Here is a 14119-nt window from a genome sequence, read left to right on the forward strand (position 1 = left end):
GTTTTGGCTTATTTTCGTGTATCTTTTATCGGATTGACTCTACAGCAGGTACCTAAATGCATATCGTTGCCATCGCATGGATTTACGTCGTCTTCATGATGGCAATTACAGAAACTACCGCAGTCGCAGGTGTGATGACATTTTTGCTCTACGGTGTTCTTCCTTTGACAATTGTTTTATACCTGATGGGCACGCCGCAGCGCAAGCGAAATCGACAGCGGGCTGAAAATTCTGCCCGGCTCGCTGCACAACAAAAAGCTTCTGCAGCGACTGCCACAGCCGCTCAGGCGCCCATCCATTCAGAAAAAACGGATGAATGAATTGCGTTGATCATTTCTGACAATGCATTTTAGCCATCTCATTTCAGCCAAATTAGCGAAGCCATGCGACCAGTCGCATGATCTCTGCGATAAGAATAAAAATTTCTGTCGCTGAGCGTGCATGAACCCCCGCCATGAATATGGCGCACGTCAGCCTGGTGCAGGGCGATCCGCGCCAGCTGATAAATATCCGCCAGATATTTACCTGGCCGTTGAGCGATGGGCGCAAAGCACGCCCGGATCTGTGCAAGACTTTGCGGTTGCGTCTGGCCGGTCTCTGCAGCCTCGACAAATGCGGCAAGAACATCGGCGCCGACCTCGAATCGTTCAGGGCCGATAGCAGCGCCAAGCCAGGCTGAAATCGGCCCGGCGCCGGCTGCTCTCATGCGCGCCACCGTGTTTTGCAACACCCCGCCCACCAGGCCGCGCCAGCCGGCATGTGCTGCACCGACTACGCCGCCATCCGAATCGGCGAACAATACCGGCAGACAATCGGCAGTCTGTATCGCACACACCACGCCTGCCCGGGTGGCAATTGCGGCATCCGCTTCGGCGCCAACTATGGCGCCGCCGCCGAAACCGTCAGCATCAATCACATGATGGCCATGTACCTGCGACAACCAGACTGGCGATGCCGGCAGCAGCATGTCCAGGCGTGCACGATTGCGTTCTACGTCTTGCAGCAGATCGCCGACGTGGGTACCGAGATTCAGGCCGCCGCCACCATTGCCATCATCATAAGGAGCACGGCTGAAACCACCGCTACGCAAGGTAGTAAAAGCACCAACATTTGGCGGCAGTCCAGGCCAGTCCGGAATAATTAATTGCATGTGCCGAATACTTCCTTTGTTCCATTCGATTCAAAATTTGATTCAAAAAAAACAACAAAGCCTGGATCAGTTACGCTTGTTCAGGCTCGCTCATGCCGGCCCGCGCCAGCAACGCGGCAAAATCGGCCGGCAGCGGCGCAAACCATTCGCAAGCTTTACCAGTGGCGGGATGAATCAACCCCAGACGGGATGCATGCAACGCCTGGCGCGGGAAAGCCGGCATCAGATGTTGCTTGCCATACAAGGCATCGCCGACCAGCGAAAAGCCGAGAGACTGCATATGGACGCGAATCTGATGCGTGCGCCCGGTTTCCAGTCGACACCCCATCAAACTGACCGGGCGGCGCTCCAGCAAGCCGGTCGCCAGCCGCTGGTAATGCGTGATGGCCGGTTTGGCAATCAAACTTTCCGATACTGCCATCTTGATACGGTCGCGCGGGTGACGCGCCATGGCGGCATCCACGGTTCCGTTCAGTTGCGGCGAGCCCCACACCAGCGCCAGATACTGGCGCTTGACGGTACGGGCCTGCAGCTGGCGCACCAGATCGGTCTGCGCTTCCAGCGTTTTGGCAACCACCATCAAGCCGCTGGTATCCTTGTCCAGGCGATGGACGATACCGGCGCGCGGCACCCCGACCAGCGACGGCCAGCGAAACAGCAAGCCGTTCAGCAAGGTTCCCGACCAGTTGCCGGCAGCAGGATGCACCACCAGCCCGGCGGGCTTGTTGATGACGATGATGGCTGCATCTTCATAAACTATGTCCAGCGGCATGTCTTCCGCCTTGAATGCCTGTTCGTCAGGCGCCGGCTGCGGCAGCACAATCACGGTTTCATCGCCGTAAGTGGTCATTTTCGTGGTGCCGGGCTTGCCGTCCACGGTGACATGGCCGGCTTCTATCCATTGCTGGATACGGCTACGCGAATATTGCGGCACCAGGCTTGAAACTACTTTATCCAGACGTGTACCGCACACATCCGGCGTCAATTGCAGTACTATCGGCGCGCTGGCTGTTGCCGCATCGCCGTCGTCGACGCTTTCATCGACGCCGTCATCAATATCGTCGATATTGGCCTCTAAATCAGCATCAGGCAGACTTTCAGCCAAATTTGGCTTGGTAAATGACATCACTTGAAGTCCCATCAGCTATAATCAATCGTTGTTAATACACGCAAACCACACGCAAACACGCGCAATCTTGCAAACCACTATGCAAAAAAGACTCTTAAAACTAGCTGCTGTCGCATTCGCTCTATCCTTATCTGCGTGTGGCTTATTGCCAGACAAAGTCGATGAAACCGCAAACTGGTCCGCCCCCCGATTATACTCGGAGGCCAAGGATGAAATGAACAGCGGCGGCTACGATAAGGCAATTAAGTACTTTGAAAAGCTGGAATCGCGTTATCCGTTCGGCACTTACGCCCAACAGGCGCAAATGGATATCGCTTATGCGCACTATCGGCAAGGCGAGCAGCCAGAGGCGCTGGCAGCGATTGACCGCTTCATCAAATTGCACCCGAATCACCCTAACGTAGACTATATGTACTATCTGCGGGGCCTGGTCAACTTCAATGACAAGATCAGCATTTTCGATTTCCTGTCTAGCGAAGATGCTACCGAGCGCGATCCAAAAGCTGCTCGCGATGCGTTCGATGCCTTCAAGCAGGTGGTTGTCCGCTTCCCGGACAGCACCTACGCACCCGATTCGCTGGCACGCATGAAGTACCTGGTGAATGCGCTGGCGCAATATGACGTCCACGTCGCCGGTTATTACTATCGTCGCGGCGCGTATGTGGCGTCTGCCAATCGTGCTCAAAGCGCCATCCAGGAATATCGCGATGCGCCAGCGGTTGAGGAAGCACTGCATATCATGGTGCAATCTTACGACGCACTGGGCCTCAAGCAGTTACGCGACGATTCCGAGCGCGTACTGAAGAAAACCTACCCGAACAGCAAGTATGTCGGCGGTACCGGTACAGTTACCGAAAACGTCAAGTTCGCGAAGGCTCGTCCTTGGTGGAAATTCTGGTAATAGTTTTGGCAATAAGCAGTTCGCACGAATAAAAAAAACCTCGCACAGCGAGGTTTTTTTATGGCGATTAGCCGGAGCAGCAAGTTAGTACACCAGGGCAGTCCTACAAACCCGATACCGGCCGTGACCTTCTCGCCAGCAGAGTCGCGGGACGGGCTTTCATGCCGTGGATTTGAAACAAATGCTGCTGGAACTGCTGGGTTGCAATTTCCCAGGAATACTCCATCGCATGCTTTCGCACCTCATGCCGATCCAGAACCAGCGCTTGCAGGCAAGCCGAAGTCAGGTCGACGTCCAGTATCCCTGAGCGGCCATGTGCCACAACGTCCAGCGGGCCTGCCACCGGATAGGCCGCAACCGGAACACCGCACGCCATAGCCTCCACCATGACCAGCCCAAAGGTATCGGTATGGCTGGGGAATACCATGACATCGGCGCAGTTATAGTACGACGTGAGTTCATGGTGCGGTTTCGCCCCGAGAAACTGCACCTGCGGATAGCGTTGCTGCAATTCTTCACGTAACGGACCGTCGCCGATCACCCATTTGCTACCCGGCAGATCGACTTGCAAGAAAGATTCGATATTCTTTTCCACCGCGACCCGGCCGACATACAAATACAATGGGCGTGCAATACAGGCATGATCCTCATCCACCGGCTTGAAGCGCTCGGTATCGACTCCCCGGCCCCACAGCACCAGATGGCGAAAGCCGCGCTGCTCCAACTCTCCGAGCACATGCGGAGTGGGCACCATCACTGCTTTTGAAGGGCCGTGGAACCAGCGTAGCCAGCGATAAGTCAGGGCCTTCGGCAAGATCGAACGTGCGCTCAGGTACTCGGGAAAACGGGTGTGGTAGGCGGTCGTGAAGCCTATCCCATGACGCAGGCAAAATCGCCTGGCGGCCAGCCCCATCGGCCCTTCGGTCGAGATATGGATGCAGTCCGGCGCGAACGCTTTCAGGCTTGCAGCGATCCTCGCGTATGGCTTGTAGGCCAGGCGAATTTCCGGATAAGTAGGACAGGCGAAGGTTGGAAAATCATCGGGATTGAGCAGTAATACGTCGTGACCGTTCTGGCGCAAACAAGCGCTGGTGGCGCGTAACGTATTGACTACTCCGTTTATTTGCGATTGCCCCGCGTCCGTTACGATGGCAATTCGCATAACTCACGGACCCGGTTGCTGGACGCTGCATTCTTTTGTTGCATGATTTCCTGCCAGGTTACCAGGCGCAGTTCACCGCTGGCTTCTTCCACCAGCGCCGACAAGCTTTCCACCCAGTCGCCATCGTTACAATATTTAATGCCGTCGATGTCGCGAATTTCAGGTTTATGGATATGGCCGCAAATGACGCCGTCCAAACCTTTCTTTTTTGCTTCCGCCGCCAATGCATCTTCAAACGAAGAAATATAATTCACTGCGTTTTTTACCTTCAATTTCAAGTATTGCGATAGCGACCAGTACGGCAAGCCTGCACGTGCGCGCCAGCCGTTGAACCATTGGTTGAATTTCAGGATCACGGTATACAAGCCGTCGCCCACATATGCCAGCCATTTGGCACAGGCGATCACGCCATCGAAACGATCGCCGTGCAGCACCAGCATGCGTTTGCCTTGCGCGGTGGTATGCACCAATTCATCGCGAATCCGGATACCGCCAAAGTCCAGATCGATGAATTGGCGCACAGCCTCATCGTGATTGCCGGGAACGAAAATCACCTCGGTTCCCTTGCGCGCTTTTTTCAGCACCGTTTGCACTACGTTGTTGTGCACCTGATCCCAATACCAGCGACGCTTCAATTGCCAGCCATCGATGATATCGCCGACCAGGTATAAGGTATCGGATTCGGTCGCGCGCAAAAACTCCAGCAGGCGAGCAGCCTGGCAGCCTGTGGTTCCCAGGTGAACGTCGGAAATCCAGATGGTGCGAAAGCGGATCGGGTCGCGCTTCGAACCGGATCCGTTGCCGGGAGCGGCGTCGTCCAGCGAACGAAACAGCGCCGCATCCAGGAACTGCTCGCCCGGCTTCATGCCGCCCTCGTTTCTTTAAGATAGTGGCGAGCGTAACGCTGGTCCAGCTTGGATAGAGGCAGCAGCAGGAAGAAATCGGCCGAATGGAAATCGGGATCCCAGGCCGGGTCGCCGCAGACCCAGGCACCGCTGCGTAGATATCCTTTTAACAGCGGCGGCATCTGCGCCACGTGCCCGGCTTCACGCTCATAGACCGGAAACGGCACGTGCGGCGTAACCCGGTACTCGGCCGGCGAAAAATTATCTTGATCAAGGCCGTGATACAAAGCCGCCGCGTTATGGCCGCCATCGGCCAGGCTGACGCTGGCGCAGCCCATCAGGTAATCGCATCGCTCGCGCCGCATGAACGCCGCCAAGCCCGCCCACAGCAGCATGATGACGCTACCGCTACGGTAAGCGGGATCGATGCAGGCACGTCCCGCTTCGGCGATCCTGTCGCGCAGATTGTCGAGCCGGCCGAGATCGAATTCCTGTTCCGAATAATAACGTCCCATGCGCCGTGCAGCATGCGGGCTCATGACGCGATAAGTGCCAACCACGCGCAAGGTATTGGTATCGCGGACGATCAGGTGATCGCAATATGAATCGAATTCGTCGCTATCCAGGCCTTCTGCGTTAGCCAGCGTAGACAAGCCCATCGCCTCGATAAAAACCTTATACCGCAGGCGTTGCACTTCGCGCACTTCTTCCGGCGTACTGGCAAGACTAACCGTCAACTTGGAAACACTCGGACTTGCTTCGCCAGGATTCGTTAGTAGTTGCATTCATCGTCCTTTCTGATTGTGACGATGACAAGCCTAACCACAGATTACTTCAAGAAAATGACAGGTTTATTTCGGCTCCATGACATAGCAACAGTATCAAAAATGCAATTTCCATCATGTCATTTTTGATATTTTCATATAACTTGCCAACAAAAAAACGGGGCACGGATTTGCACGACGACTCAACCTGTCGTCGTGCAAATCCGTGCCCGCGAACCCCTTTTACCAAGCCGCCGAACGCAGCGGATCTGTCTTATTTTTCTTTCTTCGGACGACCTGCCTTCACCGGCGGCAAGCTGGCCACGGCCAGTTTCAGGCTTGCCAGATCCAGTTCGCGGATCAAGGCGACGCCAACGCGCAACAGTTCGCTCTTCTTCACTTCCAGGCCGGCTTTCAAGAAAGTCTTTTTGACGTCGCCTAGGACTTGGTACTCGTCGGCAGGCATGGTGAAGCTATCGCGTACAAGTTTGGCTTTTTTTACCTTGGCCTTAACGTCCGGCAAAGATTTGATGACAGGCAGCGCCGGTTTAGCTGCGAGCGGCTTGGTGACGAGCAAAGGTTTTGACTGTGGTTTCGCTGCTGGCTTCACGGCAGGTTTTGCGACAGCCTTTGCGGCCGGCTTAATCGCCGACGCGGCCTTCGGACCTGGTTTGGCGGCAGAACGCGCTGCCGGCTTGGCCTTGGCAACGGTCTTGATCGCGGCAACCGGCTTCTTGACTGCGCGCTTTACTGCTGGTGCAGCACCTGTTTTTACATTTCTACTGGTAACCATTCAACCCTCCATATTTAAATCGTATAAATAATATATACAATTATTTGACCATCGGCAAGAACAGCTTCACAAACCGAACAAAAGCGGAACAAATTCATCAAGCCGTCACAATTTACAACCAGAATCGCGACACCTCCAACGCCATATTTCGACTCCCCAATGAACTTAAACTTGAAACGCTTTTTGTGCAAGTATCTGATCGCCCTCGGGCTGTGCCTGCCGTTGCTGGCAAATGCGGCTGGCGACGCCATCGTGATCGGCCAGGCCATCGATTTGTCCGGACCGGATGCGGATCTGGGGCGCGATTATGTCGCTGGCATCAAGACTTATTTTGACGTTCTCAATGCAAAAGGCGGGCTCAACGGCCGCCACATCCAGTATCTGGTGCGCGACGATCGCGGCCAGGCCGACCTGGCGGTGAAGGCTGTGACCGAACTGATCACCCAGGCGCATGTCGCTTATCTGTTTGGAGGCGTCGGCGACGATGTTACCAAGGCGGTGCTGGATTCGGCAGAATTCAAGCGTAGCGGTTTGACGTTATATGCGCCGCTGGCCGGCGCCGATTATCAGAAAGATGCCAAAGTCTTGTTCTGGCGCCCTAGCTACCAGCAGGAAATCCGTCATATATTTTCCCATTTCGACAAGCTGGGCGTCAAAAACGTGGGGGTCGTAGTTCAAGAATCAGCCGCCACGACAGACGCCTATCGGCGCCTCACAGATCAGATGCGGGAAAGCGGCATCAGGCTTAGCGGCACCGTCCACCTGGGCAACGATCTCGCAAAAATGCGCAGTGAGACAGCGCAACTGGCCGCTGCCAAGCCGGGTTTTGTGATCATGATCGCGGACACGGTGAACGCCGGCGTATTCCTTAAGGAATTTCGCAAACTTGCGCCACAAACCTTTGTCGCCGGTTCATCACTCACCAACCTGACCACGTTGCGCCAGCTGGCAGGCGGCAAAGCGGTGGAATGGACGGTATTTTCGCAAGTCGTCCCCAACCCCAACATCGGCAGTTCTTCGATACAACTTGAACATTTGAACATGATGCGGAAGTACCGCGACGAGCCGGTGTCGGCATTGACGCTTGAAGGTTTCACCGCAGCCAAGTCATGGACACGGCTGCTGCCAGCAGGCAAAAGAGTCGCCGGCCAGGCGGAATACATGATCCCCGGCGGCGGTTTTGATATCGGCGGCTACGTCGTGGGCGAAACCGCCAACAGCAACCACCTCTCCAGCTATGTCGATATGGCGCTGTTCAACAAGGCTAGCGGGCTGACTTACTGAGAGTGTTTGCGTAGGGTGGGCACGCTTTTGTGCCCACCCTACGGATAACAGTGACAGCCTGCCTCAGGTCCGGCGAATGGCGAAATCGACGCCAATCTCGCGCCACCAGTCTTGCTCCTTGGTCATCCAGTAACTCGCTGTCGGATGATCTTCAATCCAGTCGCGCTTGATATCGAGCTCGATCTTGCTCTTCATCTTCAAGCGCAATTCATCCAGATCGACCTCGATCCGCGAATGCAGGAACATCACTGCCAGGCGCAAAGCCAGCACCGCTTTGGAAAAATCGGGGTCTAGCAGCGCATCGCTGATCTTCCGCAGATTTCCCTTCTGACCGAGTATCAACATGCTCATTGCACGCTGTTCGCGGGTGGTAAAACCGGACAGGTCGGCATTTTCGATCAGGTAGGCGGCATGCTTGTGATAGCCGCTTTGCGACACCACCAGCCCGACTTCATGCAGCAAGGCGCTCCAGTGCAAATACTGGCTGAGGCCATCGCTGGTCGGCTTGAGCATTTCAAACAGGGAGGTCGCCGTTTCGGCAACCCGGCTTGCGCGCAATTGATCTACGTGAAAACGCTGTGAGAAATCGTGCACCGACTGATCGCGCCGGTCCAGGCGCGTGCCGCGCAGCTGCAGATCCCACATCACGCCCATGCGCAGGCCGGCCTCGATCGGCTGGATCACTTCAATGCCCAATTCCTGCATCAGGCCGATCAATACCGCCAGACCGCCAACCATGACCGCAGCACGCTCCGGCTTCATGCCGAGCAAATCGATACGGCTGACGTGGCCGAACTCGACGAAACGCGCCCGCAGGGCTTCTAGGCTGGTGTATGACAGGCGGTGATCGCCCAGGCCATTTTTTTCGATAGTCTCGGAAATCGCCCGGATGGTGCCGGAAGAGCCGTAGGCGTGGCTCCAGTTTTGCGGACGGTACGGTGGCGCCGCGTCTTCGAAATGGCTGCGCGCGGAAAGCACCGCGGCATCGTAGGCTTCTGCGGTGATCTGGCCGTCAGCGAAAAAAGCCAGGCTTTGATTGACTGTGCCGATGCCGAACGACTCGACCCGCTCGATCTGTTGACCGCGCCCCAGGATCAGTTCGGTGGAACCGCCGCCGATGTCCAGCACCAGCCGTTTTTCATTTGGCAGGCGCAGCATACTGGCGACGCCCATGTAAATCAGCCGCCCCTCTTCTTCGCCCGAAATGATTTCGATCGGGTAGCCGATGACCTGTTCGGCGATCGGCAGGAATTCTGCCGCGTTCTTGGCGACCCGCATCGTGTTGGTGGCCACGACCCGCACGGCTTCCAATTGATAGTCGGCCAGGATATTGCGGAAGCGCGACAGGGAGTCCAGAGCAACCTGCATCGCCTGTTCGGTCAGGTAGCCTTTGCTATCCAGGCCGGCAGCCAGTCGGATCGGGTCGCGCGCACTCTTGATGACGCGAATCGCATCACCATTGTATTTGCCTATGTGCAAACGGAAACTGTTGGACCCCAAATCCACTGCTGCAAACATTGCTTACCTTTATTATTCAAACGAACGTTCGACAAAAACCGGCGTCAGCCACCTGAAAACGCAAGCTGTGACAATAGACGCAGAGTATTACAAGTTGATGACAACTTAAGAAGAGGTGACCTTGGGCAGCTTAGCCGATCGTATTCGAGCGCGCCAGCATCAATGTACCGCACCGCCCTGCCCGGTACAAGAGTGATAGCGCTATCTCGTTCTTGTTCGATCCCGATTAATCGCAATCAATCGGGCTCAATTGCATCGCCACGCCAGAACGCCTTTACCGCATCCAGCTCCCGGGTCCGCTTGAACGGCGGCAAACTCTGCCAGATGCGCCGGCCGTAGCCTTTGGAAATCAGGCGTGGATCGCAAATCATCAAGACGCCACGATCGGCTTCATCGCGAATCAGTCGGCCCGCGCCCTGCTTCAGGTTAATGATAGCCGCCGGCAGCTGGTGATGCATGAAGCCGTTCATGCCCTTGGATTCCAGCGCTTCTATACGCGCCGCCAGGACCGGATCGTCCGGCGGTGAAAATGGCAGCTTGTCGATAATCACCAGGGACAATGCTTCGCCGCGGACGTCGACACCTTCCCAGAAACTCTGGCTGCCGATCAGCACGGCGTTGCCGGCAGCGCGGAAACGGTCCAGCAACTCGGTACGCCCTGCCTCGCCTTGCACCATCAGAGGGAAATCCAGATGACGTGCTTCGAATTCGGCGCGTAATCGTTCGGCGGCGCGATTGACCGCGCGTATAGTCGTGCACAGCAGGAAAGCACGGCCGCCCGAGGCTTCAATCACCGGCAACGCAGCGTCGACGACGGCGTCGGTATAGTCAGGCGAATTCGGCTGCGGCAGGTTCTGCGGCACGTATAGCAGGCCTTGCTCGCCATAATCGAAAGGACTAGGCCAGGATTGGGCCGGCTCGTCCCACAAGCCCATTTGCGAGGCGTAATGCTGGAAATCGTTCTTCACCGCCAGCGTGGCGGAGGTGAAAATCCAGGAGCGGGCGACACCTTCACGCTGTTTATTAAAAATCGGAGCGATCGACAGCGGTGTCTGGTGCAATTGCAGGGAAGACGAAAAGGCTTCTACCCACAACACACTGCCTTCTTCGCCTTCAGCGTCGGCCGCCTTGGCTTTCTTTGCGCTCTTGCCAGTGTTGCTGCCTGGCGCGCTGTTCCAGCTATCCAGCTGATGGCCCAGCTCCACTGCGCGGGTCCGGCACTGCTCAATGGTTTCCGCCCGTTCCGCCTGCTTTTCGAGGACGGCAATCATGCTGTGCAATTGCGCGCGCATGGTTTCCAGCGCCGGGAAGAATGCGCTCGATGCTGCAATCTGGTTCACCGCCAGCCGCCCCCCTTCCTGCGGAAAGGTCAACCGTAAATCGCGCGCTGCTTTTTCTACCGGCACCACCACTTGCCCCCAGTCGGCGCCATCGCGGGCATGCGACAAGCCTTCTGCCAGCACGTCACGGCACAACTCCAGGATCTGCGAAGTGGAAACAGTGTTACCAAAAAATAAAGTAGCAACTTCAGGCAACTGATGCGCTTCATCGAAAATGATGGTGTTCGCTGACGGCAGCAGCTCCGCGACGCCGGTGTCTTTCAACGCCACATCGGCAAAGAACAGGTGATGATTGACCACCACCACATCAGCCTGCTGGGCCTCCTTGCGCGCCTTCATCACGAAACAGTCCTGGTAATACTGGCACTCAGCGCCCATGCAGGTATCGCGGGTCGAGGTCACCAGATTCCAGATCAACGCGGTTTCCGGCACCTTCGATAACTCAGCCTTGTCGCCGGATGAAGTGGTTTTCATGAAACGGGAAATTTCACGCAGATAGCCGACATCCTCACGCGAGGTCATGCGGCCATTCTGCAGCGTCCGTTCCAGATGAAAATGGCAGACGTAATTGGCGCGCCCTTTCAGCAACGCGACCGAGACCGGCGCGCTGAGCGCCCTGCGCACGGTAGGAATGTCGCGCAAGAACAACTGGTCTTGCAAATTCTTGGTGCCGGTCGAGACGATCACCTTGCCGCCCCACAGCAAGGCCGGCACCAGGTAGGCGAAAGTCTTGCCGGTGCCGGTGCCAGCCTCCGCAATCAAGGTTCTTTGCTGGGCGATGGCGTCGGCGATGGCTTTCGCCATTTCGGTTTGCGCCTGACGCGGCCGAAAGCCACCGACCGCCTGTCCAAGCGGGCCGGAACTGGCGAACAGGCGATCGATATCGGCATCGTGGGCGCCGGGGGCTGCCGTTGCAATCGCAGCTGGAGTTGCAACTGCAGTGGTAGCGGACAACGCGCCTTCGGCAACAGGTGGGGATGTATCTTCGGTCAAGGTAACGTACTTAAAGCAGAGGCTGGGTAGCTATCCTACCAGCCTTGGGGTGAGCTATCAGGCAGGGATGTCGGGAATTAATTGCATTCTTAACAGCGTGATCTGGTCCTTGAGTTGCAATTTCCGCTTTTTCAGGCGGCGCAACTGCAATTCTTCATGCAAAACCTGATTCGTCATAGTATGAATAGCCGCATCCAGATCGCGATGTTCGACTTCAAGTTCTATAATGCGGCGCAGGATTTCTTCTCGATCAATCATGGTCATATCAATCACGGTCACATTCTAGTCTGGCAATAGGGAATGTTAACATCTGGAAACACTTTTAAGATTTTTCCTGCGTATAATATTTCCCATCGACTTCTTACTGTACTACTGTATGCGAGTGGCTGTGAGTTGCGATGAATGTCAACCTCACGCCCTATCGAGGCCCGGCAAGCGCGGAATTACCCAGAACAGGATGCAGTTTAATCTACCCAGACGAATGAGCCAATACAAGATCGAAGCCGGCACCGGCCAACACATCGGCGACCGCCAGGAACAACAGGACCGCGCCGCATTGTTTACCGCCCCCAAAGCACCGGGCTACATGATGGCAGTACTTGCCGACGGCATGGGCGGCCGCAGCGGCGGTGCATTAGCTGCCGAACAGGTGATTTGCACCGCCAAGCAGATATTCGAGGGTTTCTCGCCGCTGATCGACAATGTCGAGGCGATGTTGCACAACATCGCGCTGGAAACCCACACCGTCATCAAGCTGAGCGGTTTTTCCAACGACAAGGACCCGCATACCACCATGGTGATCCTGGTGCTGTCGCCGGACGGCACGGCAACCTGGGGCCACGTCGGCGATTCGCGCCTGTATCGTTTCGAGGGGCCTAATTTTGCCGAGCACACCATCGACCATTCGTATGTCGAGAAACTGGTGGCCGAAGGCAAGCTGTCGCGCAACGAAGCGAAATCGCACAATCTGTCGAACATACTGTTGAATGCGCTCGGCTCCAGCACCGATAGCCCCGCAGTCAGCATCGGCCGTCATACAGGCCTGCAGGCTGGCGATTCCTTCCTGCTGTGCTCGGATGGTTTGTGGCACTACTTTACGGAAGATGAGCTGGGTGCGGCCATCGCCATGAACAAGCCGCGCGACGCCGCCGAAATGCTGATCACCAAGACCCGCAAGCGGGCCGAAGGGCACGCCGCGGACAATTGCACCTTTGCGATCGTCAAACTGGTTGCCCTGCCTAAGGAAGCGCAGAACTACACCGTCAAGAAGATGCGCCGCGCGGTGTAATTCTTGCCTGGCTTACGGTGCTGACGCCGGTGCGGTACTGGCCGGCGGCGGTGACGGTTTCGCCGCAGGTGCCGCCGGAGCCGCAGGCACGACCGGCACACCCGTTTCAGCCGCTTTCTTGTTTGCCAGATCCTTGGCTTTAGCAGCCTTGTTTGCTGCTACCTCTTTCTGGCGCGCTGCCGAATCCTGTGCCTTTTTCTCAAAAGCGGCAACATTGGCTGCACGTTGCGAGGCTTTGGCCGCCTCATCCTGCTGCGCCTTTTTTACCTTGGCGTTATGATCCGCCACGCGCTTGTCTGCCTCGCCCAGATGCTTGCGGGTATTGGCGGCCACTTCTTTTTCCTTGGCCGCGCCCTGCTTCACCTTGTCGGCGTTGCTCAGTTCTTTTTCTTTTTGATCTTGCGCCTTCTGCGCTGCTTCGGCCGGCTGCCCGGCATTGTGCACTTCCAGCGCCTTGTCGCGTTCATCGGCGCGGTCCTTGCGCAAAAAGGCGTTGGCGGTGATATCTACCGGACGGATGGTCTTCATCGCCAGGCGACGCTGCTCCTTGGCGGCATCCAGGCAATGGTTGACGAAGAATTTTGCGTAGCAGGCACGCCGCTGTTCCAGATCGCGCGCCTCGACTTCGGCCTTGGCATTGGCGACATCGGTCAAGGCACGATTCGAGGTTTCCACCGAATTCAGCGTGTCAAGCGGATAGCGTGCGCTCAGCTCGTCGGCAGGCTCGGCGACCGGCTTCAACGGGACATCTGCGGCTTGCACGCCAGCGGACAGCGTCAGCAGCAACGCAGCAACGCCCAGCGCGACGGGACGCTGAAGACGCGCCCGCACCTGTGATGACAATGACGACCACGGAGCCAAACTCAAAGAAGCAAATTCCACGTAAACCTGTCCATTTCTATACGTTATTTTTTAAACACCGCCGTTGTTCGCTCTCAACTCCGCTCTCAAC

At 56.5% G+C, this 14119-nt stretch carries 14 protein-coding genes; 4 read left to right on the forward strand and 10 right to left on the reverse strand.

Annotated features, from left to right (window positions below):
• Positions 1-56: 56 nt before the first annotated feature.
• A complete protein-coding gene (locus tag BM205_RS17705) occupies positions 57-320 on the forward strand; it encodes a hypothetical protein (RefSeq protein WP_092416183.1) in 264 nt (87 codons plus the stop codon).
• A gap of 38 nt (positions 321-358) precedes the next feature.
• Here the strand turns inward: BM205_RS17705 and pgeF are convergent, their stop codons facing one another.
• Complete coding sequence (gene pgeF / locus BM205_RS17710) at positions 359-1150, reverse strand: peptidoglycan editing factor PgeF (protein ID WP_092416184.1); 792 nt, start codon at positions 1148-1150, stop codon at positions 359-361.
• A gap of 70 nt (positions 1151-1220) precedes the next feature.
• Positions 1221-2291: an RluA family pseudouridine synthase gene (locus tag BM205_RS17715; protein WP_092416185.1), complete on the reverse strand. Its 1071-nt coding sequence runs from the start codon at positions 2289-2291 to the stop codon at positions 1221-1223.
• A gap of 67 nt (positions 2292-2358) precedes the next feature.
• On the opposite strand from BM205_RS17715, the gene BM205_RS17720 reads away from it, so the two are divergent.
• A complete protein-coding gene (locus tag BM205_RS17720; protein ID WP_092416186.1) occupies positions 2359-3180 on the forward strand; it encodes an outer membrane protein assembly factor BamD in 822 nt (273 codons plus the stop codon).
• Positions 3181-3283: 103 nt separating this feature from the next.
• On the opposite strand, the gene BM205_RS17725 is transcribed toward BM205_RS17720, so the two are convergent.
• The 4 genes from BM205_RS17725 to BM205_RS24710 all read right to left on the reverse strand — a co-directional run bounded on the left by BM205_RS17725 (position 3284) and on the right by BM205_RS24710 (position 6744).
• Positions 3284-4342: a glycosyltransferase family 4 protein gene (locus tag BM205_RS17725; RefSeq protein WP_092416187.1), complete on the reverse strand. Its 1059-nt coding sequence runs from the start codon at positions 4340-4342 to the stop codon at positions 3284-3286.
• Positions 4324-5208, reverse strand: coding sequence for a UDP-2,3-diacylglucosamine diphosphatase (locus BM205_RS17730; RefSeq protein ID WP_092416188.1), 885 nt, complete (start codon positions 5206-5208; stop codon positions 4324-4326). Before BM205_RS17730 ends, BM205_RS17725 begins: the two co-directional genes overlap by 19 nt.
• Entirely contained in the window at positions 5205-5972 is a 768-nt protein-coding gene (locus BM205_RS17735) for a GNAT family N-acetyltransferase (RefSeq protein WP_092416189.1), read from the reverse strand. The genes BM205_RS17730 and BM205_RS17735 overlap by 4 nt, the downstream gene beginning before the upstream one ends.
• 253 nt (positions 5973-6225) lie before the next feature.
• A complete protein-coding gene (locus tag BM205_RS24710) occupies positions 6226-6744 on the reverse strand; it encodes a hypothetical protein (RefSeq protein WP_139227310.1) in 519 nt (172 codons plus the stop codon).
• A gap of 171 nt (positions 6745-6915) precedes the next feature.
• Here BM205_RS24710 and BM205_RS17750 point away from each other — a divergent pair, with 171 nt between their 5' ends.
• Positions 6916-8028, forward strand: coding sequence for an ABC transporter substrate-binding protein (locus tag BM205_RS17750; RefSeq protein ID WP_254783936.1), 1113 nt, complete (start codon positions 6916-6918; stop codon positions 8026-8028).
• Positions 8029-8091: 63 nt separating this feature from the next.
• On the opposite strand, the gene BM205_RS17755 is transcribed toward BM205_RS17750, so the two are convergent.
• The 3 genes from BM205_RS17755 to BM205_RS17765 form a co-directional block, all read right to left on the reverse strand.
• Positions 8092-9546 (reverse strand): Ppx/GppA phosphatase family protein, encoded by a 1455-nt coding sequence (locus BM205_RS17755; protein WP_092416193.1) that lies wholly within the window; start codon positions 9544-9546, stop codon positions 8092-8094.
• Between the two features lie 236 nt (positions 9547-9782).
• On the reverse strand, positions 9783-11840 hold the full coding sequence (locus BM205_RS17760; protein WP_092416242.1) for an ATP-dependent DNA helicase: 2058 nt from the start codon (positions 11838-11840) through the stop codon (positions 9783-9785).
• Between the two features lie 96 nt (positions 11841-11936).
• Positions 11937-12143 (reverse strand): YdcH family protein, encoded by a 207-nt coding sequence (locus tag BM205_RS17765; RefSeq protein ID WP_170850937.1) that lies wholly within the window; start codon positions 12141-12143, stop codon positions 11937-11939.
• A 217-nt stretch (positions 12144-12360) separates the two neighbouring features.
• Here BM205_RS17765 and BM205_RS17770 point away from each other — a divergent pair, with 217 nt between their 5' ends.
• A complete protein-coding gene (locus BM205_RS17770; RefSeq protein ID WP_092416194.1) occupies positions 12361-13167 on the forward strand; it encodes a PP2C family protein-serine/threonine phosphatase in 807 nt (268 codons plus the stop codon).
• Positions 13168-13179: 12 nt separating this feature from the next.
• Here BM205_RS17770 and BM205_RS17775 read toward each other — a convergent pair whose 3' ends face one another.
• On the reverse strand, positions 13180-14034 hold the full coding sequence (locus BM205_RS17775) for a hypothetical protein (protein WP_139227312.1): 855 nt from the start codon (positions 14032-14034) through the stop codon (positions 13180-13182).
• Positions 14035-14119: the final 85 nt, after the last annotated feature.

Origin of the sequence: Collimonas sp. OK307 (assembly GCF_900113705.1) — a bacterium.
In the GTDB taxonomy this organism is placed as follows: domain Bacteria; phylum Pseudomonadota; class Gammaproteobacteria; order Burkholderiales; family Burkholderiaceae_D; genus Collimonas.

What these genes read in the sequence shown, in the direction of transcription:
- BM205_RS17705 (WP_092416183.1), top strand. Translation starts at nt 57, where the DNA reads ATGCATATCGTTGCCATCGCATGGATTTACGTCGTCTTCATGATGGCA.
- pgeF (WP_092416184.1), bottom strand. Translation starts at nt 1,150, where the DNA reads ATGCAATTAATTATTCCGGACTGGCCTGGACTGCCGCCAAATGTTGGT.
- BM205_RS17715 (WP_092416185.1), bottom strand. Translation starts at nt 2,291, where the DNA reads ATGGGACTTCAAGTGATGTCATTTACCAAGCCAAATTTGGCTGAAAGT.
- BM205_RS17720 (WP_092416186.1), top strand. Translation starts at nt 2,359, where the DNA reads ATGCAAAAAAGACTCTTAAAACTAGCTGCTGTCGCATTCGCTCTATCC.
- BM205_RS17725 (WP_092416187.1), bottom strand. Translation starts at nt 4,342, where the DNA reads ATGCGAATTGCCATCGTAACGGACGCGGGGCAATCGCAAATAAACGGA.
- BM205_RS17730 (WP_092416188.1), bottom strand. Translation starts at nt 5,208, where the DNA reads ATGAAGCCGGGCGAGCAGTTCCTGGATGCGGCGCTGTTTCGTTCGCTG.
- BM205_RS17735 (WP_092416189.1), bottom strand. Translation starts at nt 5,972, where the DNA reads ATGCAACTACTAACGAATCCTGGCGAAGCAAGTCCGAGTGTTTCCAAG.
- BM205_RS24710 (WP_139227310.1), bottom strand. Translation starts at nt 6,744, where the DNA reads ATGGTTACCAGTAGAAATGTAAAAACAGGTGCTGCACCAGCAGTAAAG.
- BM205_RS17755 (WP_092416193.1), bottom strand. Translation starts at nt 9,546, where the DNA reads ATGTTTGCAGCAGTGGATTTGGGGTCCAACAGTTTCCGTTTGCACATA.
- BM205_RS17765 (WP_170850937.1), bottom strand. Translation starts at nt 12,143, where the DNA reads ATGACCATGATTGATCGAGAAGAAATCCTGCGCCGCATTATAGAACTT.
- BM205_RS17770 (WP_092416194.1), top strand. Translation starts at nt 12,361, where the DNA reads ATGAGCCAATACAAGATCGAAGCCGGCACCGGCCAACACATCGGCGAC.